Source organism: Idiomarina sp. X4, from assembly GCF_002808045.1.
Classification (GTDB): Bacteria; Pseudomonadota; Gammaproteobacteria; order Enterobacterales; family Alteromonadaceae; genus Idiomarina.
The window spans coordinates 892,431-909,064 of the sequence record NZ_CP025000.1 but is presented as its reverse complement, the minus strand read 5'-3'; the positions used below and the strand labels follow the sequence as shown (position 1 = coordinate 909,064).

The 16,634-nt window shown below is 48.6% G+C and carries 19 protein-coding genes; 4 read left to right on the top strand and 15 right to left on the bottom strand.

What is annotated here, in order from left to right:
- Window positions 1–12 precede the first annotated feature (12 nt).
- From CWC33_RS04360 to CWC33_RS04350, 3 genes are read right to left on the bottom strand one after another with little or no spacing between them, the layout of a single operon-like run.
- Window positions 13–1,002 (bottom strand): COX15/CtaA family protein, encoded by a 990-nt coding sequence (locus tag CWC33_RS04360; RefSeq protein WP_100690928.1) that lies wholly within the window; start codon window positions 1,000–1,002, stop codon window positions 13–15.
- A gap of 12 nt (window positions 1,003–1,014) precedes the next feature.
- Complete coding sequence (locus CWC33_RS04355; protein ID WP_100690927.1) at window positions 1,015–1,560, bottom strand: hypothetical protein; 546 nt, start codon at window positions 1,558–1,560, stop codon at window positions 1,015–1,017.
- On the bottom strand, window positions 1,557–2,312 hold the full coding sequence (locus CWC33_RS04350; RefSeq protein ID WP_100690926.1) for an SURF1 family protein: 756 nt from the start codon (window positions 2,310–2,312) through the stop codon (window positions 1,557–1,559). Before CWC33_RS04350 ends, CWC33_RS04355 begins: the two co-directional genes overlap by 4 nt.
- Here CWC33_RS04350 and CWC33_RS04345 point away from each other — a divergent pair.
- Complete coding sequence (locus tag CWC33_RS04345) at window positions 2,290–2,505, top strand: DUF2909 domain-containing protein (RefSeq protein ID WP_074668897.1); 216 nt, start codon at window positions 2,290–2,292, stop codon at window positions 2,503–2,505. The genes CWC33_RS04350 and CWC33_RS04345 overlap by 23 nt on opposite strands.
- A 14-nt stretch (window positions 2,506–2,519) precedes the next feature.
- Here CWC33_RS04345 and CWC33_RS04340 read toward each other — a convergent pair whose 3' ends face one another.
- From CWC33_RS04340 to lexA, 6 genes are all read right to left on the bottom strand, one after another.
- Window positions 2,520–3,395 carry a cytochrome c oxidase subunit 3 gene (locus CWC33_RS04340; protein ID WP_053953185.1) on the bottom strand — a complete coding sequence of 292 codons (876 nt, stop codon included), beginning with the start codon at window positions 3,393–3,395 and terminating at the stop codon, window positions 2,520–2,522.
- Window positions 3,396–3,406: 11 nt separating this feature from the next.
- Window positions 3,407–3,976 carry a cytochrome c oxidase assembly protein gene (locus CWC33_RS04335; protein ID WP_100690925.1) on the bottom strand — a complete coding sequence of 190 codons (570 nt, stop codon included), beginning with the start codon at window positions 3,974–3,976 and terminating at the stop codon, window positions 3,407–3,409.
- 5 nt (window positions 3,977–3,981) lie between these two features.
- Window positions 3,982–5,568, bottom strand: coding sequence for a cytochrome c oxidase subunit I (gene ctaD, locus CWC33_RS04330; RefSeq protein WP_100690924.1), 1,587 nt, complete (start codon window positions 5,566–5,568; stop codon window positions 3,982–3,984).
- Window positions 5,569–5,578: 10 nt separating this feature from the next.
- The gene (coxB, locus tag CWC33_RS04325) at window positions 5,579–6,700 is read right to left on the bottom strand and encodes a cytochrome c oxidase subunit II (RefSeq protein WP_100690923.1); all 1,122 of its coding nucleotides are present in this window, start codon (window positions 6,698–6,700) and stop codon (window positions 5,579–5,581) included.
- 298 nt (window positions 6,701–6,998) lie between these two features.
- Window positions 6,999–7,430, bottom strand: coding sequence for an SOS-response cell division inhibitor (locus CWC33_RS04320; RefSeq protein ID WP_100690922.1), 432 nt, complete (start codon window positions 7,428–7,430; stop codon window positions 6,999–7,001).
- Entirely contained in the window at window positions 7,427–8,044 is a 618-nt protein-coding gene (gene lexA, locus CWC33_RS04315; RefSeq protein WP_100690921.1) for a transcriptional repressor LexA, read from the bottom strand. Before lexA ends, CWC33_RS04320 begins: the two co-directional genes overlap by 4 nt.
- A 132-nt stretch (window positions 8,045–8,176) precedes the next feature.
- Between lexA and plsB the strand changes: the two genes are divergently transcribed.
- Window positions 8,177–10,630, top strand: a complete 2,454-nt coding sequence (gene plsB, locus CWC33_RS04310) for a glycerol-3-phosphate 1-O-acyltransferase PlsB (protein WP_100690920.1) — start codon at window positions 8,177–8,179, stop codon at window positions 10,628–10,630.
- A 14-nt stretch (window positions 10,631–10,644) separates the two neighbouring features.
- Here the strand turns inward: plsB and ubiA are convergent, their stop codons facing one another.
- On the bottom strand, window positions 10,645–11,466 hold the full coding sequence (ubiA, locus tag CWC33_RS04305) for a 4-hydroxybenzoate octaprenyltransferase (RefSeq protein ID WP_232709865.1): 822 nt from the start codon (window positions 11,464–11,466) through the stop codon (window positions 10,645–10,647).
- 32 nt (window positions 11,467–11,498) lie between these two features.
- Complete coding sequence (locus tag CWC33_RS04300; RefSeq protein ID WP_100690918.1) at window positions 11,499–12,083, bottom strand: chorismate--pyruvate lyase family protein; 585 nt, start codon at window positions 12,081–12,083, stop codon at window positions 11,499–11,501.
- 76 nt (window positions 12,084–12,159) lie between these two features.
- On the opposite strand from CWC33_RS04300, the gene CWC33_RS04295 reads away from it, so the two are divergent.
- A complete protein-coding gene (locus CWC33_RS04295; RefSeq protein ID WP_088769095.1) occupies window positions 12,160–12,558 on the top strand; it encodes a flagellar basal body-associated protein FliL in 399 nt (132 codons plus the stop codon).
- On the opposite strand, the gene CWC33_RS04290 is transcribed toward CWC33_RS04295, so the two are convergent.
- The 4 genes from CWC33_RS04290 to CWC33_RS04275 are packed head-to-tail and all read right to left on the bottom strand — an operon-like array spanning window position 12,552 to window position 15,970.
- Window positions 12,552–13,397 carry a rhomboid family intramembrane serine protease gene (locus CWC33_RS04290; RefSeq protein ID WP_100690917.1) on the bottom strand — a complete coding sequence of 282 codons (846 nt, stop codon included), beginning with the start codon at window positions 13,395–13,397 and terminating at the stop codon, window positions 12,552–12,554. The two genes, CWC33_RS04295 and CWC33_RS04290, sit on opposite strands and share 7 nt — an antisense overlap.
- A gap of 3 nt (window positions 13,398–13,400) precedes the next feature.
- The gene (gene glpE, locus CWC33_RS04285) at window positions 13,401–13,706 is read right to left on the bottom strand and encodes a thiosulfate sulfurtransferase GlpE (protein WP_100692270.1); all 306 of its coding nucleotides are present in this window, start codon (window positions 13,704–13,706) and stop codon (window positions 13,401–13,403) included.
- Between the two features lie 36 nt (window positions 13,707–13,742).
- Entirely contained in the window at window positions 13,743–14,768 is a 1,026-nt protein-coding gene (gene tdh / locus CWC33_RS04280) for an L-threonine 3-dehydrogenase (RefSeq protein ID WP_100690916.1), read from the bottom strand.
- A gap of 11 nt (window positions 14,769–14,779) precedes the next feature.
- A complete protein-coding gene (locus tag CWC33_RS04275) occupies window positions 14,780–15,970 on the bottom strand; it encodes a glycine C-acetyltransferase (RefSeq protein WP_058576628.1) in 1,191 nt (396 codons plus the stop codon).
- A 157-nt stretch (window positions 15,971–16,127) separates the two neighbouring features.
- On the opposite strand from CWC33_RS04275, the gene coaD reads away from it, so the two are divergent.
- Complete coding sequence (coaD, locus tag CWC33_RS04270; protein ID WP_088769089.1) at window positions 16,128–16,625, top strand: pantetheine-phosphate adenylyltransferase; 498 nt, start codon at window positions 16,128–16,130, stop codon at window positions 16,623–16,625.
- Window positions 16,626–16,634 lie beyond the last annotated feature (9 nt).

The window sequence follows — 16,634 nt, the reverse complement described above, 5'->3', positions numbered from 1 at the left end:
AACTACGACTCCTTACGCTTTTCTGGACAGGTTGTAATTCAACCCGACCAAAGACAGCAGCAATAATGCCCCGACGGCATTGTGAGCGACCGCATTCCAAAGCGGCAATTGAAAGACTACGTTACTAATACCCAGAGCAATTTGCAAAACTAATAACAAGCCTATAACAGATAGCTTATTTCGGAAAAACTGTGATTTGGCCTTACGCCAGCATTTGAACAGTAAGGTACACAGAACTAAGAAGGTCACAACAGCGCCAATACGATGAACAACATGCATGGTCATGCGGTCATCATAGTCGTGAGCACCAAACTGGTAGGTGTCGGCTTCCGGAATGCTATAGGCACCAGCAAAGTCTAAGTTGGATACCCAGTCGCCTTCGCAAAACGGTAACTCGGTGCAGGCAACGGCGGCGTAGTTCGCTGCGACCCAACCGCCCAGCGCGATTTGGCCAATAACGACTAACATCGCAAAAAAGGCTAAGCCTCGGTAACGCCTTAGCTCAGGATCGCCTCCCACCAGCCTGAAGTCGGACAGCCTAAGTGACAGCAGGTAAAGCAGCGATATGACCGAGAACCCTCCTAGTAAATGCCCCATGACGATCAACGGCTGTAGGTTCATAGTCACAGTCCACATGCCGAGTGCGGCCTGGAATATAACCAGCCCCAACAGCAGCGTGGGTAACTTAACCGGTGGTGGGTAGTGACTTGGTTTGCGGCTTCGTATCCAGGAAGCAACCGCAATCACCAGAATAAGAAGGCCGAGTGTGCCAGCGAAGTACCGGTGGATCATCTCATTCCAGGCTTTATCCTGCTCAACGGGGGCGTCTGGAAAGCGAAGTTCGGCCTGTATAATATGCTCTTCCTGCGACGGCACTTTTAAAAAACCATAGCAACCTGGCCAGTCGGGGCAGCCAAGCCCCGCTTCGGTCAACCGGGTAAAGGCGCCAAGAACAATAACCACAAAGGCAAAAAAAACGCTAATTTTAACAAGAGTTCTCATCAGTAACGTTCCTTATCCAATTCGGCTCAGCTTCAGCAATTTTCTGAGGTCGGCTAACACGTTTTTGCCCTCTTTGATCATCGCCTCTTTGTCGTTGTGTGTCGGGTAATACAGCATAACGTTGTGCATAGGGTCGATGATAAACAGTGTATTGGCGGGTAAGTCCTGAAGCTCACGAATAATTGCTGGCGCCGTTACCGGTGTTATTTGCGGAGCGTCACGCTCATAATCTGAGAGTTGGTCGTTGTTATCGTGAAAGGTCACTGGCGTTAAACGGTCGGTATCTTTGCCAATGGCTACGTCTACCTGGTTCATCACGTAAAGGGCATTTTTACAGGTCTGTTCGCAGCTTTCCGGAGGGATATAGCCCAGCTTCCAGCCCTCAGGTAGCGTATCGACTTCGGAGCTTAACGTAATCGGCGGCTGTAATAACGTGCCTTTGTTGGTGCCTGCTTCATACCAGTTCTGTGACAAAATAAGCCAGGCGGCTAAGACCGGTAACAGGAACAGTAGAAATACAGTTAATATGGCCTTTTTTGAGCGATTTGGGGAGCTCATTGGGTCTCCTCTTCTTTTTTTGATTGTTTGTTAAGTTTTATAACAGCAATTACGAAAATCACCAAGCATGCGACCGCAAGAGAGAACCATTGTGTCGCATATCCATAATGTTTTTCTGGTTTCATGACTTGTGGTTCCCAATCTCGTTGCCAGCCGATATCTTTTGGTGTTTCAAGCAGTAGTAAATGAGAACTGATTGTCGTACCGAACTCCCGAGCAAGCGCTTTAGGCGCCGCCTCCTGAATACGAACGGAATCATTATCTGTGGCATATTCGAAGGCGTTTCGGGTGAGCTCGTTCTGACTGGGGAAATACACATAGGCGGTGAGTGTTAACTTGCCTTTAGGCAATTCGACCTCGGGAATATCGCTGCGAAACGTGGGAGCTGGTAACCACCCCAAATTAACCAGCTGTACTGGCAGCTCGGGCGAATCTGGTTGAAAAAAGCCCAACACATTGTAGCCAACTGTGCTGTCCAGGATTTTATTGTCGAGCAATAACACCGGTGTTGGCTGAAACTGGCCGCTGACTGACACATAAGTAAACCGGTGCTGATCTTCGTTTAAGTCCTTTATCGAGCTTAAGGGCTTCGCTTCACTGGTTTGTTGCGACTCGTAGTCGTCAAACAGCTGCTGCTTTTCCTCGGCTCTATCTAGCTGCCAAAAGCCAAGCTTGACCAACACCCCAATTGCCAGCAAAGTAATGATTGTTGCAACAAGGGGAATTTGTATGTTGGTCGTTTTTAAGGTCATTATTGTTCTACTGCTCGTGTATATGGTGGTGAATTTGTTTCGCGCATTATTTTCGATGCTACGTAACGATCCCAACAAGCCACCAATGTCTTATTATCTGGGGAAACGAGTGGGAATAGCCGCTATTATTTTAATTGCCCTAATAGCGGCCGCTTACGGCGGCTTTTTGCCGTTAAATCCACGCCCCTATTAAACGGGGCGCTTTTCTTACAGTACGTAAACCACTACAAATAAGCATAACCAAACCACGTCAACAAAATGCCAGTACCAGCTGGTGGCCTGGAATGCGAAGTGATTGTCTGGCGTAAAGTGCCCCTTCAGTACTCGCAGGAACATAATAATGAGCATGACGGTACCTAACGTCACGTGCAAACCGTGGAAGCCGGTAAGCATGTAGAAGGTATTACCGTAAATGCCTGAGTCCAGTGTTAAACCCAACTCTTCGTAGGCATGTATGTATTCCGCACCTTGCAAATACAGGAATATCATACCAAGGATAATGGTTACGCCGAGCATTGCGGTTAGCTGCTTGCGCTTGCCTTGCTCAAGACCCGTGTGGGCAAAGTGACAGGTAACTGAACTCACTAACAGGATAATGGTGTTGATAGCCGGCAAGCCGTACCAACCCATTGCCTGTGTTTCTGTGCCGCCCGGCGTATTGACTAATGGCCAATGTGCCACAAACTCGGGCCAGAGCACTTCATTGGTCATGGCGTTATTACTGTCACCGCCTAACCATTGAACTGCAATGACGCGGGCATAGAACAATGCGCCAAAGAAGGCGGCGAAGAACATGACTTCTGAGAAAATAAACCAGCTCATGCCTTGTTTGTAAGAAACGCCTAACTGGTCGCTGTACAAACCTTTCATGGATTCGTTAATTTGATCGCGGAACCAGCCAAATAGCATAACCGCCATAACAATAAGCCCGGCAATAAGCACTGTGCTGCCGTAGCCGTCTTGTTCTTTTGACATATCAATAACGGTGTGGCCAGCGCCCCACGCAATAAGTCCCAGGCCAACCGCGCCAACGATAGGCCAGGGGCTGGAAGCAGGAACATAATAACTTTGTTGTTCTGCCATAACGTCTTTCCTTATTCTGTTTTTAATAACTGAGACAGTTGCTCAGCGGACGTATTGGCTGTCATATCGTACAGCGTGTATGACAGGGTAAAGGTTGTAATGTGGTCTGGAATGTCCGGGTCGACATAAAACTGCATGGGCATTTCCGTGTCGGAGTTAGCCGCTAGTGGTTGTTGGTTAAAGCAAAAGCATTCGACTTTATTTAAGTAAAGCGACGCTTCGGCCGGAGCCACTGACGGAATCGCCTGTGCAATCATATCGGCGTCGGTTGGGTTTGCGGCTAAAAAGTTGACGACTTTTGTTTCTCCCGGGTGAATTCGAACTTCTTTTATTGAAGGCTCAAATTTCCAGGGAATGCCTTTGGCGTTGCGCGTCAAAAACTGAACTCGAATGGTTCGTGACTCGTCCACCTCAACCATTTCGTACGTTGCGGCTTCATTACTGGTGCGGCCGTTGAACCCCGTTACTTCACAGAATACGTCGTACAACGGCACCAGGGCAAACCCAAACGCAAACATTCCTGCGACTGTCAGTAACAGTCGCTTAACCAGAATGCTGTTATTCGGACGTTCTTCAGACATAGGCCTTAATCCACTTTCGGTGGTTTTTCAAAGGTGTGATACGGAGCCGGCGATGGAACTGTCCATTCCAGACCTTCCGCGCCTTCCCAGGGCTTAGCGTCTGCTTTTTCGCCGCCTTTCACACATTTGATAACAACCCACAAGAAAATCAGCTGTGACAGACCGAACGCAAAACCACCGATACTGGTAATTTGGTTCACGTCCGCAAACTGAGTTGCGTAGTCAGGAATACGGCGAGGCATACCAGCCAAACCCGCAAAGTGCATAGGGAAGAACAGTACGTTGACTGAAATGACCGATGTCCAGAAGTGGGTTTTCGCCAATGTTGAGTCGTACATATGACCTGTCCACTTTGGTAACCAGTAATAGGCAGCAGCCATCACGGAGAAGATCGCTCCAGTTACCAGTACATAATGGAAATGAGCGACCACAAAGTAGGTATCGTGATACTGGAAGTCGACCGGTGTGATAGCCAGCATCAGTCCGGAAAAGCCACCAATAGTGAACAAGATGACGAACGCCAACGCGAACAGCATAGGCGTTTCGAACGTCATCGAGCCTTTCCACATGGTCGCAACCCAGTTAAAGACTTTAACCCCGGTTGGTACCGCTATGAGCATGGTGCAGTACATAAAGAACAGCTCAGCGAAGACCGGCATCCCTGTGGTGAACATGTGGTGCGCCCAGACCAGGAATGACAGTAAGGCAATGGCTGCAGTTGCGTAGACCATGGAGGAATAACCGAATAGTCTTTTTCGGGTAAATGCCGGAATAATGGCTGAGATAATACCGAAAGACGGCAGAATCATGATGTAAACTTCCGGATGCCCGAAAAACCAGAATATATGCTGATACATGACCGGGTCGCCACCACCTGCCGCGTCGAAGAAGCTGGTGCCGAAGTACTTATCGGTGAGCATCATGGTAACAGCCCCGGCTAATACCGGCATGACGGCTATCAGTAGAAATGCTGTTATAAACCAAGTCCATACGAACAGGGGCATTTTCATATAATTCATACCCGGTGCGCGCATGTTCATGATAGTCACAATGACGTTAATCGCTCCCATTATGGATGAAATACCCATAATATGTACTGAGAAAACGAAAAGTGCCGTTGAGTCTGAACTATAACTGGTTGACAACGGTGCATAAGCGGTCCAGCCAAACGCAGGGCCGCCGCCCTCCATGAACAATGAACCGAGTAGAATCATGAAAGCGAATGGAAGTATCCAGAAGCTCCAGTTATTCATACGCGGCAATGCCATATCCGGCGCCCCAATCATCATTGGTACCATCCAGTTGGCCAAACCAGTAAAGGCTGGCATAACGGCGCCAAAAATCATGACCAATCCATGCACTGTGGTCATTTGGTTAAAGAAATGTGGATCAACGAGTTGCAGACCCGGTTGAAATAATTCGGCGCGAATCACCATTGCCATTGCGCCGCCCACAAAGAACATTGTCAAACTGAACAGTAAGTACATTGAGCCAATGTCTTTATGGTTGGTTGTAAATAGCCAGCGACCAATACCAGACGGCTTATGATCGTGGTGTGCGTCGTGATGTGTTGCTTCGACTGCTGTGCTCATCACCGTCTCCTTATTGATTCATGACTTTGTTGATGTCGGCTGCCTGAATAAGGTCGCCGGTTTCGTTACCCCAGGCATTACGCTCGTAGGTGATAACCGCAGCGAGCTCTTGCATGCTTAACTGTTGTCCGAATGCCTGCATGGCCGTTCCGGATACACCGTTAACAACAATGTCGATGTGTTTTGATTTCGCCTCAGGGTCAACGGCAACGCCACTTCCCGCGAGTGCAGGGAATACACCGTTGACACCTTGACCGTTAGGTTGGTGACAAGCTGCACAGGTACTGTTATATACTTTTTCACCCAAATCCATGAGCTCTTCTTTCGACATTTCCATAGAGAGCAGCTCTTGTTCTCGCTGGCGAGCGGCTTCTTGTTTCGCTTCAATGTCGGTTATCCATTTTTCGTATTCGGCGGGTTCTTTTGCAATAACTACAACCGGCATGAAACCGTGATCTTTACCACAAAGCTCAGCGCATTGGCCGCGATAAATCCCGGGTTCATCGACTTTGGTCCAAGTCTCGTTAATAAAGCCAGGGTTAGCGTCTTTTTTAACGGCAAAGTCAGGCACCCACCAACTATGAATAACGTCGTCCGAAGTCACTAGGAAACGAACTTTTCTGTCGGTAGGAATAACCAATGGACGATCAACTTCCAGAAGGTAGTTTTCGCTTTTAGTGAACTTATTATTGATCTGCTCTTGCTGTGTCGCTAAGCGGCTGAAGAACTCAACGTCATTCTCGAAATACTTGTAGTGCCACTTCCACTGAGAACCTGTTACCTGGATGGTGACATCGGCTTCTGAGGTGTCTTCCATAGCAATCAGTGTTGTTGTTGCCGGAATGGCCATACCCACAAGAATGAGGAGTGGAATAATGGTCCAGGCAATTTCAACTTTTACGTTCTCATGGAAATTCGCTGGTTTAGGGTTTTTCGATTTGCGATGGCGAATCATCGAAATGAACATTAAACCGAATACGACCACGCCAATGGCACAACAGATATAAAATATCGTCATGTGCAGGTCATATACCCGGTTACTGACTTCGGTAACACCTTTGGTTAGGTTGAGTTGGCTTTCCGCGCTCGCAGGTAAGCTCAACATAGCCAACAGTGCCCACAGAGGCTTCATTTTCACGTGACTTCTCCTCTTATTCTTCAATGAGACCGAAAGACTAATTCCGATCAAAATTCGAAGAACAAAGAGGTAAGCAGAAAAAGGAACAGCATCTCCCCAGAAATCACTTTCTCCACAGACTCTTTGTTATAATTATCGTTGTTATAATATTTTTATAGTCGGGTAGTACATTTATTAACTAATTTACAAAGAAAGATCCAGATCAAATCAAACAAATGGTTAATAAATGAGCGGATCTGTTAAAAAAGGCTGCCGAAGCAGCCTATCAAGGAAGAAACACACTAACGAGGATTTAGTGGAGGTGGGATGTTAGTGTGTTTTTATCAAACAGGAAGTATTGAGTGCGACTTAACTTACTGGCCATTTTGGCGCGCTGCCAGGTGCGGCTTGACACAGAGTCAAGGTAGGCAATAACCACGCTGCTGTTTCCGGCCAGCAATGCTTGCTCTAATGCCCATTCGCAACGCTCCGCAGAATGGCTGCGTAACCAACGAATTTGGTGCTCCGCAACGCCTGATTCAATAAGTTCAGCAATGACATTTTTGTCCCCACCGATAACAGTGACCCACTCACTTGGCTTTTGTTGTAAAGCATTTTGAACAGCGGGTGATAATGCGTCCGATTCTGTCGATTCCGTATGAGCTTCCGGCTCAAATTTAATATCCGTAGGTGCAGCTTTCCACAAACCAGGGTGGTGTAATTTCGTGTTTTGTTGAGTCTTCATAATGCAGCTCCGTTTCTGATAACACCAACCGCCAGACCTTCAATAGCGAATACTTGTGACGCTAAGTCTACGGTGATGGTGGAGAAATCTGGGTTTTCCGGATGTAATAAGACAGTGCGTCCTTTGCGCTCAAAGCGCTTTACCGTCACTTCGTCTTCTACCCGAGCAACAATGACTTGGCCGTTTCTCGCTTGCTCCGTTTTATGCACAGCGAGTAGATCGCCGTCGAGAATGCCGATGTCTCTCATGCTCATGCCGTTTACTTTTAGTAAAAAGCTGGCGGCAGGCTGGAATAATGATTCGTCGACTTTGTAATGCCCTTCAACATGCTCTTCAGCCAGCAATGGCTCACCGGCAGCGACCTGACCAATCAGTGGCAGCCCTTCAGCGATATCAAAGTCGTCACCAACTAACCGAATACCACGCGACATGCCCGGCATAATTTCGATAACACCTTTACGCGCCAATGCCTTTAAATGCTCTTCTGCTGCGTTGGCAGAACGAAAGCCAAGCTTCGACGCGATTTCCGCGCGCGTTGGTGGCATACCAGTCGCGTGCAGGTTGTCTTTAATCAGCTCTAATATTTCAGACTGTCTCGGTGTTAAAGGGCGCATATTCGAACCTGTGTTTATGTACAGTGATACTGTGAGTATATACAGGTATTTTCATTTCGCAAGTCATTTCATCAACGACTTTTATTTTTTAAGTTGGTATCCTATAGCTCTGTTTAAAACAGAGGTCGATGTATGAGCAAAAAAAGCCCTTTTTATGCGGTGTTGAAGTATCCATTACGCTGGCTAACACGGTTCGAAGAAATTTGGGACGGCGATGAAACCGATCACAACAGCACGGTACAAAAGCCGGTGGCTTACGTTATGCGCTCGACATCTTCAGCGGATCTTTCCATATTGCAGCGTGCGGCGAAAAAGCGCGGCCTGCCTGATCCGCTCGAGCCACTTGAAGTGAATGGCAAGGAATACAGTCGGGTCATGTACCTGGAAGAGTTTGCCAATGAAACTTCTGAAGAGGCCGTGAAGGAATTTCATCAATTATTAAAGCTGCATAAAGACGATACTAAGCTCGATTTGCAGCTGATACCTGCCGGTGTGTTCTGGGGACGTCAGGCGGGTCAGGAAGCGACAGCCGGTAAAGCCATGACAGGCGACCTCGACAATCCGGGGGCGCTTCGTAAATTCTGGTTGGTACTCTTCTCAGGTCGTCATGTGTTACTGCGTTTATCACGTAGTGTGAGTCTTGGAAAAATGGCGCATGACTACGGCGCTGATATGCGCATAGCCCATAAATTGGCGCGTGTTGCCCGCGTTCACTTTGTTCGTATGCGCCATGCGGTTGCCGGACCGAAGTTGAGTCATCGCAAAGAGCTCATGGCGCAGTTAATTAACACACCAGCGCTTAAAAAGGCCGTGGCAGACGAAGCGAAAGGTAAGAAAATCTGTGAAGAAGAGGCTCGCAAGAAAGCACTTTCTTACATCGATGAAATTGCCGCAAATTACAGCTCAACGCTGGTACGCCTGCTGGACCGCTTTATGACCTGGATGTGGAATCGCATTTATAACGGGATCCATGTAAAAGGCGGGGAGCGCATACGTCGTTTGGCCCAACAAGGGCACGAAATTATTTATGTGCCGTGCCACCGTAGTCACATGGACTACTTACTACTGAGTTATGTCATTTATAAAGAAGGCCTGGTACCACCGCACATCGCCGCCGGTGTTAATCTGAATTTCTTCCCGGTTGGCGGTATCTTCCGCCGTGGTGGCGCATTCTTTATACGCCGCAGCTTCCGCGGCAACAAGCTTTATTCTGCCGTATTCCGTGAGTACTTGTGCTGGCTATTCCAAAAAGGTTACCCCGTCGAATACTTTAGCGAAGGTGGACGCTCACGAACAGGCCGCTTACTGCCACCGAAAACTGGCATGCTGGCGATGACTGTGCAAGGAATGCTGCGCGACCAGCAACGTCCGGTATCGCTAGTCCCAGTTTACCTGGGCTATGAACACATTATGGAAGTCGCTACTTACCTGAAAGAGCTCAAAGGTAAGGACAAAGAAAAGGAATCGGTTTTCCAAATTTTGAAAACGATTACCAAGCTACGTAATTTCGGTCAGGGCTTTGTCACCTTTGGCCAGCCTATCGACTTGAAGCACACGCTCGATTGCAACGCGCCGGACTGGCATAAGTCAGTGACCCGGGGCGCCGAGGAGCCATTAAGACCGAACTGGTTAACGCCGGTGGTCAATGGGTTGGCCGAACGTGTGATGCAGGGTATTAATGATTCGGCAGCGGCAAACAGCGTGAACCTAACCGCTTTGGCATTACTCAGCTCCGAACACCATGCCTTGACCAAAGAAGAGCTTTTAGCGCAGTTGGATGTGTATTTGGGCGTGTTGAAAGAAGTGCCGTACAGTAAAGACATCAGTGTGCCTAAAGAGACGTCGGAAGAGTTATGGCAACAGGCCTTGCGCACCGACAAATTTAAAGTTGAATCGGACACTATGGGCGAAGTTATTTCGCTTGAACGTATGTCGGCTATAGCCATGACGTACTATCGTAACAACATACTGCACATGATGGTGATGCCAGGCATGGTTGCCTCTATTATTATGGCGAAAAAGCGTGTGTCCGTTGGTGAAATCGTTGAGCGAACGCAAGCTATTTACCCTATGTTGAAAGCAGAGCTTTACCTGAGCCATTCAAAGGATGATATTCCGTTATGGGTGGAAGCGCTATGTGAAGAGCTGGCTCGTCAGCAGTTAATCACCCGTGACGGCAGCGACTGCGTCATTGCAAAGCGCGAAAGCGCCGAATGGTACCGCCTGCGTCTGCTGGCGAACAGTGCCAGTGAAACTCTGCAGCGTTACTGTATTGTGCTAGAACTTTTACAACAGGCACAACCAATAATGCGAGCAGAGCTTGAAAAACAGTCCATTACTCTGGCAGAGCGATTGAGCGCCATTCATGGCATCGACGCGCCGGAATTTTATGATAAGAAAGTCATGGCGACACTCATTGCCAGCTTGAAGCAGCAGGGGCTTGTTGAGATCGACGACGATGGTCAACAAATTGCTGCAGAGCCCGTTGGCGCGCTAAGCGACCAAGTCGACGAGCTGATTGACGGACCTGTTCTGCAAACCATCAGGCAATCGGTGCAGCAGTTCGTCAATCAGCCGAGTGAATAGCGTTTCGTTTAAACTTAGTACCAGTAATGTAATGCCAGGCCTATAGCGAAAACCATACCGACGTAGTGGTTGTGCAAAAAGGCCTGGAAGCATTTCATTGGTTCGCGGTGGCGTATCATCCACTGCTGATACATAAACAATAGGACACTTACGCCAAGCGCTGCCCAGGCTATCCAGTCAGCGGTAAGTATATAAAGCACCCATGCCAATAAACCGATGACCACCAACTGCAGTAAGGCAATAATCAACTTGTCGAAGCGGCCAAATAAAATAGCCGTACTTTGCAGACCAATTTTCAAGTCGTCTTCCCGGTCGGCCATAGCGTATTCGGTGTCGTAAGCGACGGTCCAGATGATATTGGCAATAAACAGCAGTGCGGCGATAAACCATTCGTTCGATTCAAGCGCCGTAAATGCCATGAGTATGCCGAAACTAAAAGCAACGCCTAACACCACCTGCGGCAAATGCGTCCAGCGTTTGCAGAACGGGTATAACGCTGCAACGCCGGCCGCGAGGAAACTCAGCATAACGGTATTGGTATTGAGCTGAAGCACTAACCCAAAAGCGATAGCGAGCAAAATAAAGAAGCCAATAATCGCTTCCGTTGCGGATATTTTCCCTGCTGGAATGGGGCGCTGTTTAGTTCGTCTGACATGACCGTCGAAGTTACGATCAGCAAAGTCATTGATTACGCAGCCGGCGGAACGCATAACAAAGGTACCCAGCAGAAATACCACCACAATTTTCAATGGCGGATTACCGGTTCCGGCAATAAGCAAAGCCCATATTGTTGGCCACGCCAACAAATAAGTTCCGATAGGGCGGTCAGCCCGCATTAACTGCCAAAATGCCTGAAGTTTTTGTGCTATCACTTTGTTACCTCTAGCGACCCTTCATAAATGGGTGACGACGTTAAAAATATCTCGCTGACTAACAGTTGCTCCCCTGCGGTCGAAAATATTCGGCGGCGACCTAATAAGGGTTTCGAATGGTTAAACCACTGCTGGTTTAGTTTGCCGATAACATGGGATTCCGTCACAGTCGCTATTTCAATCGGTCCTGAGGTTAAGTCGTCTCGTTGAAATAACGAGTCGCCCAGTGAACGGTTACCCAGTTCCGAAAGTTGCAACTGCTCGTTGTTTTCAGCGCTTTTCGCGAAAATACTGCGGGCAAATACCCAGGGTTTATTGTCACAGTATAGCAGCACCTCGCGCACCACTGCGGGCTGACTCTGCTTTAAGCGATGGCACTCTTCGTCATGAGGTAGCATTTCCTGTTGCCCTAATAAACGAACCTCAAAATGTCTGCAATTACTTTTCAGACGCTGAGTTAAAGAGCCCTCGAAGCACAGCCAGTCATGCTGTGTCGGGGTGAGTTCGACCTTGTCAGGAGCCTGCCATTTAAGCGGTTCACTGACAGGAAATGTTGGTGCTGGGTATAACTCTGTTGTCATTTGTATTGGCGTTATCAAGCTCTATCGCTATGATAGCAAAGAGGAAACAATTGAACAGCGAAAGCTGGGTGGCTATATGAAACTGATTCGGACGTTAGGTTTAATTTTAACAATGTGCTTGCTGAGTACCGGCGCAAATGCTCAAAGTGACGTTGCGTACTACGGCTTTGAACCTGACATAACAACCAATTATTTAAAAGAAGGTAATGATTACCGGCTTGGCTTTGTGCGGGTGGCTGTGGAAGTCATGGTTCCTGACCCAAGTTATGTGAGTGTGGTGGAGCATCATGCGCCGCTGTTAAGAAACGAATTTATCAGTATTTTGAGCACAGCAACAGAACGGCAGGTGCGCACCATGACCGGGCGCGACCAACTGCGACTCAAATGCCTTGAGCGCGCCAAAGAACTGATGACTCAGGAAACCGGTAACCCGGTCATTAAAGAAGTCATTTTCACTAAGTATATTTATCAGTAACGAATTTTAGGTGTGGGATTCAGCGCCCGCACCACAAAACCCGCTAAACAACCTGACAGCAGTCCGGCTAAATGCGCTTCGTTAGCCACATTGACCCAAAGCACACCGGTATAACCCAGTGCCAGCCAAAGCAGCATAAAGACAATGAGCCCCGGCGGCAGATACAGCGGTGTCGCCCGGCGGAAGCTATACACCCAACAGAAGCCAAGCAAACCATAAACCACACCCGACATACCGCCAAAGTTTGGACCATTCATGAGGTACTGAATCACATTCGCGGTAATACCGGAGAATAAGAACAGTGCCAGCAGCCAAGACGTGCCGAGCGTCTTTTCAATACGACCGCCCAGGTACCACCACCAAAAAATATTGAACACAATGTGAAGCAGTGTGAAATGCATAAAGACCGGGGTGACAAAGCGCCAGGGCTGGTCAAAGGGCAGAGCGTTAAAGAACCGGCTAATTTTTAAAGTTTCGAGCGTTGCTTCCGGCCACATATTTAAAACAATGAAAATCAACACCGACAGCGCAGCAACAATGCGGGTTAGCCAGCCGCTTTGTGCCAGTAACGACAAAGAAATAGGCGCGGAGCGACGAGAAAAGCGAGAGGTGCTTTGTGCCGATGACGGCTGTTGGGTTGGGGCCTGGTCCAGTAACTCCGGGTTTGCCTTACATTGTTGAACTAAGTCCTTGGCGAGCGCCTCGTAGCTGCTTTGGTGCAGCCATAGTTCCAGCTGCTCGCCTTTTTCCGTGACACTCACCGGTATGCCGTGCTGACGCAGATATTGGTAAAGCTTTCGCATCCATTCCGGGTCTTTACTGCTCAGCAATCGGCGCATGGTTTATTCCTTGTTAACGTGCTCGGGGTAAGACATGGACCAGGCGGTGAAGCCGCCGTTCATACTACTGACATTATTAAAGCCTTGGGCCGCAATATATTCTGCGGCGCCCTGACTACTAATGCCGTGATAGCAAACCACGATGATGGGTGCGTCTTTGTCGACAGATTCCAAAAACACGGCCAAATTACTGTTGTCGATGCGTTGTGCACCCGGAATGTGACCCATAGCAAAAGACTGTGGGTCGCGAATGTCGGCAAACACCGCGTCACCGGCTTGCCAGTGATCTGCCGCGGTGTTTAGCTCCATCAATTCGTAGGTGCGTTCGTTTGAACTCATAGACGTTTAGTCCCAGTTCAGAATGACTTTACCCGACTGACCTGAAATCATAGTTTCAAAGCCCTCTTCGAAGTCGTCGACTGACATTTCATGAGTCAGGATAGGCGAAATGTCTAAACCCGACTGTAACAAGCTGGCCATTTTGTACCAGGTTTCGAACATTTCACGGCCGTAAATGCCTTTAATGACCAAGCCTTTGAAAATAACCTCGTTCCAGTCAATGGCGACATTCTCCGGTGGAATGCCTAACATGGCAATTTTGCCGCCGTGGTTCATCGTCGCCAGCATTTGCGAAAATGCAGAAGGGACGCCCGACATTTCCAGACCAACGTCAAAACCTTCTTTCATGCCCAACTCTGTCATGACGTCAGACAGTTTTTCTTTGCTGACATCGACTGCACGGGTGACACCCATTTTACGAGCCAAGTCCAGGCGGTATTCGTTTACGTCAGTAATAACCACATGGCGCGCGCCAACGTGACGAGCAACCGCTGCCGCCATAATGCCAATAGGGCCGGCGCCAGTAATTAAAACGTCTTCACCGACTAAGTCGAATGCCAGTGCTGTGTGTACGGCATTACCGAATGGGTCAAAAATAGACGCCATTTCATCGGTTACGTCGTCCGGCAGTTTAAACGCGTTCTCAGCTGGCAACGCTAAATACTCAGCAAACGCACCCGGGCGGTTAACGCCAACGCCATAGGTGTTGCGACATAAATGACGACGACCGGCACGGCAGTTACGGCAGTGGCCGCAAGTAATATGGCCTTCGCCAGAAACGCGGTCACCAATATCAAAACCACGAACACCGTCGCCCATAGCAGCGACTTCGCCCACGTATTCGTGACCGACCACCATAGGTACTGGAATGGTTTTTTGTGACCAGTCGTCCCATTTGTAAATGTGTACGTCGGTACCGCAAATTGCCGTTTTCTTAATCTTAATCAGAATATCGTTATAGCCGCATTCCGGTTTCTCGACATCGGTCATCCAAATGCCGGGTTTGGAATGCAGTTTCGCCAAAGCTTTCATTTCAATACTCCTTAAATCACACCCAGCTCTTTACCAATGCGGGTAAAGGCTTCAATGGTGCGATCCAATTGTTCGCGTGTATGAGCCGCCGACATTTGCGTGCGGATACGAGCTTTGCCTTTAGGAACGACAGGGAAGGAGAATCCGATCACGTAGATATCTTCTTCCAGTAGTTTGTCTGCCATTTCCGATGCTAAGCGTGCGTCGCCAACCATCACAGGAATAATGGCGTGATCAGCACCGCTCAGGGTAAAGCCGGCCGCGGTCATCTTCTCGCGGAAATACTGAGCGTTTTCCCACAGCTGAGCGCGCAGTTCATGACCATTTTCCAGCATTTCCAGCACGCGAATAGACGCCTGAACAATGGCTGGTGCTACCGAGTTAGAGAACAGGTACGGGCGTGAACGCTGACGTAGCCAATCAATGACTTCTTTTTTACCAGAGGTGTAACCGCCTGACGCACCACCTAATGCTTTGCCTAAGGTGCCCGTGATAATATCAACACGACCCAGTACGTCACAGTATTCGTGTGTACCTTTACCATTCTCGCCTAAGAAGCCAGTGGCGTGGCAGTCGTCCATCATAACCAGTGCATTGTACTTGTCAGCCAGGTCACAAATGCCTTTTAAATCTGCAATAACACCGTCCATAGAGAACACGCCGTCGGTCGCAATCAGCTTATGACGGGCGCCGTCAGCGTCAGCCTGCTTAAGCTGTGCTTCTAAGTCTTCAAGGTTGTTGTTTTTGTAACGGTAGCGTTTTGCTTTGCTTAAACGGATGCCGTCAATGATGCTCGCGTGGTTCAGCTCGTCACTGATAATGGCGTCTTCCGGGCCCATTAGCGTTTCGAACAAGCCGCCGTTCGCATCAAAGCACGACGAATATAAAATGGTGTCTTCGGTGCCTAAAAAGTCACTCAGCTTTTGTTCCAGCGTTTTGTGAATGTCCTGAGTACCGCAAATAAAACGGACTGAAGCCGTACCAAAACCATGCTCGTCCAGACCTTTTTTGGCTGCGGCAATAAGGTCAGGGTGGTTCGCCAAACCTAAGTAGTTATTGGCGCAGAAGTTAAGCACACGGTGGTCATTAACAGTAATTTCAGAACTTTGATCAGAGGTAATGATACGCTCTTTTTTGTATAGCCCTTCGGCTTTGGTTTCAGCCAGTTGATCGGCAAGTTGCTGGTAAAAAGCTGAACTCATGTTCGACTCCATGTTTTGAAAAATTCGTTACCCTCTAGTTTACTGATGTTAGTCCCAACTCGCATCCTTAATTTCAATTTCAGACTTTTGTTTGGTGTCCAATTGCGTGTACTCTTTAGGGAAATTTGAGCGAGAATTTGTCGGTTTAGGAGAGTTTATGCATCGCCGAGCGATTTACCCAGGCACGTTTGACCCTATTACCAATGGGCACGCAGACCTTATTGAACGTGCTGCGGCGCTGTTCAACGAAGTGGTTGTTGGTATAGCAGAAAGCCCCAGTAAAAAGCCATTATTCACCTTAGAAGAGCGGGTGTTACTGGCTCAGCAGGTGACTGAAAAACTCGATAACGTCACCGTAGTCGGCTTTTCGGGTCTGTTGGTGGACTTTGCTCACGAATACGATGCAACGGTGCTTATTCGAGGGCTGCGTGCGGTGTCCGACTTTGAGTATGAATTCCAGCTGGCCAACATGAACCGCCGCCTGGATCCGAATTTAGAAAGCGTCTTTCTAACGCCAGCCGAAGAAAACTCGTTCATTTCGTCGTCGCTGGTGAAGGAAGTGGCGCTGCACGGCGGAGATGTATCTGGCTTTACCGACGCACGAGTAGCGTCGGCCTTAGAGCAAAAGTTTGCGGGGAAACGTCCGGGTCAGTAATACCTGACC

Excerpts from the sequence above, each read along its gene's own strand:
- CWC33_RS04360 (WP_100690928.1), bottom strand. The coding sequence starts at position 1,002 with ATGAGAACTCTTGTTAAAATTAGCGTTTTTTTTGCCTTTGTGGTTATT.
- CWC33_RS04355 (WP_100690927.1), bottom strand. The coding sequence starts at position 1,560 with ATGAGCTCCCCAAATCGCTCAAAAAAGGCCATATTAACTGTATTTCTA.
- CWC33_RS04345 (WP_074668897.1), top strand. The coding sequence starts at position 2,290 with ATGTTGGTCGTTTTTAAGGTCATTATTGTTCTACTGCTCGTGTATATG.
- CWC33_RS04350 (WP_100690926.1), bottom strand. The coding sequence starts at position 2,312 with ATGACCTTAAAAACGACCAACATACAAATTCCCCTTGTTGCAACAATC.
- CWC33_RS04340 (WP_053953185.1), bottom strand. The coding sequence starts at position 3,395 with ATGGCAGAACAACAAAGTTATTATGTTCCTGCTTCCAGCCCCTGGCCT.
- CWC33_RS04335 (WP_100690925.1), bottom strand. The coding sequence starts at position 3,976 with ATGTCTGAAGAACGTCCGAATAACAGCATTCTGGTTAAGCGACTGTTA.
- ctaD (WP_100690924.1), bottom strand. The coding sequence starts at position 5,568 with ATGAGCACAGCAGTCGAAGCAACACATCACGACGCACACCACGATCAT.
- coxB (WP_100690923.1), bottom strand. The coding sequence starts at position 6,700 with ATGAAGCCTCTGTGGGCACTGTTGGCTATGTTGAGCTTACCTGCGAGC.
- CWC33_RS04320 (WP_100690922.1), bottom strand. The coding sequence starts at position 7,430 with ATGAAGACTCAACAAAACACGAAATTACACCACCCTGGTTTGTGGAAA.
- lexA (WP_100690921.1), bottom strand. The coding sequence starts at position 8,044 with ATGCGCCCTTTAACACCGAGACAGTCTGAAATATTAGAGCTGATTAAA.
- plsB (WP_100690920.1), top strand. The coding sequence starts at position 8,177 with ATGAGCAAAAAAAGCCCTTTTTATGCGGTGTTGAAGTATCCATTACGC.
- ubiA (WP_232709865.1), bottom strand. The coding sequence starts at position 11,466 with ATGCGGGCTGACCGCCCTATCGGAACTTATTTGTTGGCGTGGCCAACA.
- CWC33_RS04300 (WP_100690918.1), bottom strand. The coding sequence starts at position 12,083 with ATGACAACAGAGTTATACCCAGCACCAACATTTCCTGTCAGTGAACCG.
- CWC33_RS04295 (WP_088769095.1), top strand. The coding sequence starts at position 12,160 with ATGAAACTGATTCGGACGTTAGGTTTAATTTTAACAATGTGCTTGCTG.
- CWC33_RS04290 (WP_100690917.1), bottom strand. The coding sequence starts at position 13,397 with ATGCGCCGATTGCTGAGCAGTAAAGACCCGGAATGGATGCGAAAGCTT.
- glpE (WP_100692270.1), bottom strand. The coding sequence starts at position 13,706 with ATGGAGCTAAACACCGCGGCAGATCACTGGCAAGCCGGTGACGCGGTG.
- tdh (WP_100690916.1), bottom strand. The coding sequence starts at position 14,768 with ATGAAAGCTTTGGCGAAACTGCATTCCAAACCCGGCATTTGGATGACC.
- CWC33_RS04275 (WP_058576628.1), bottom strand. The coding sequence starts at position 15,970 with ATGAGTTCAGCTTTTTACCAGCAACTTGCCGATCAACTGGCTGAAACC.
- coaD (WP_088769089.1), top strand. The coding sequence starts at position 16,128 with ATGCATCGCCGAGCGATTTACCCAGGCACGTTTGACCCTATTACCAAT.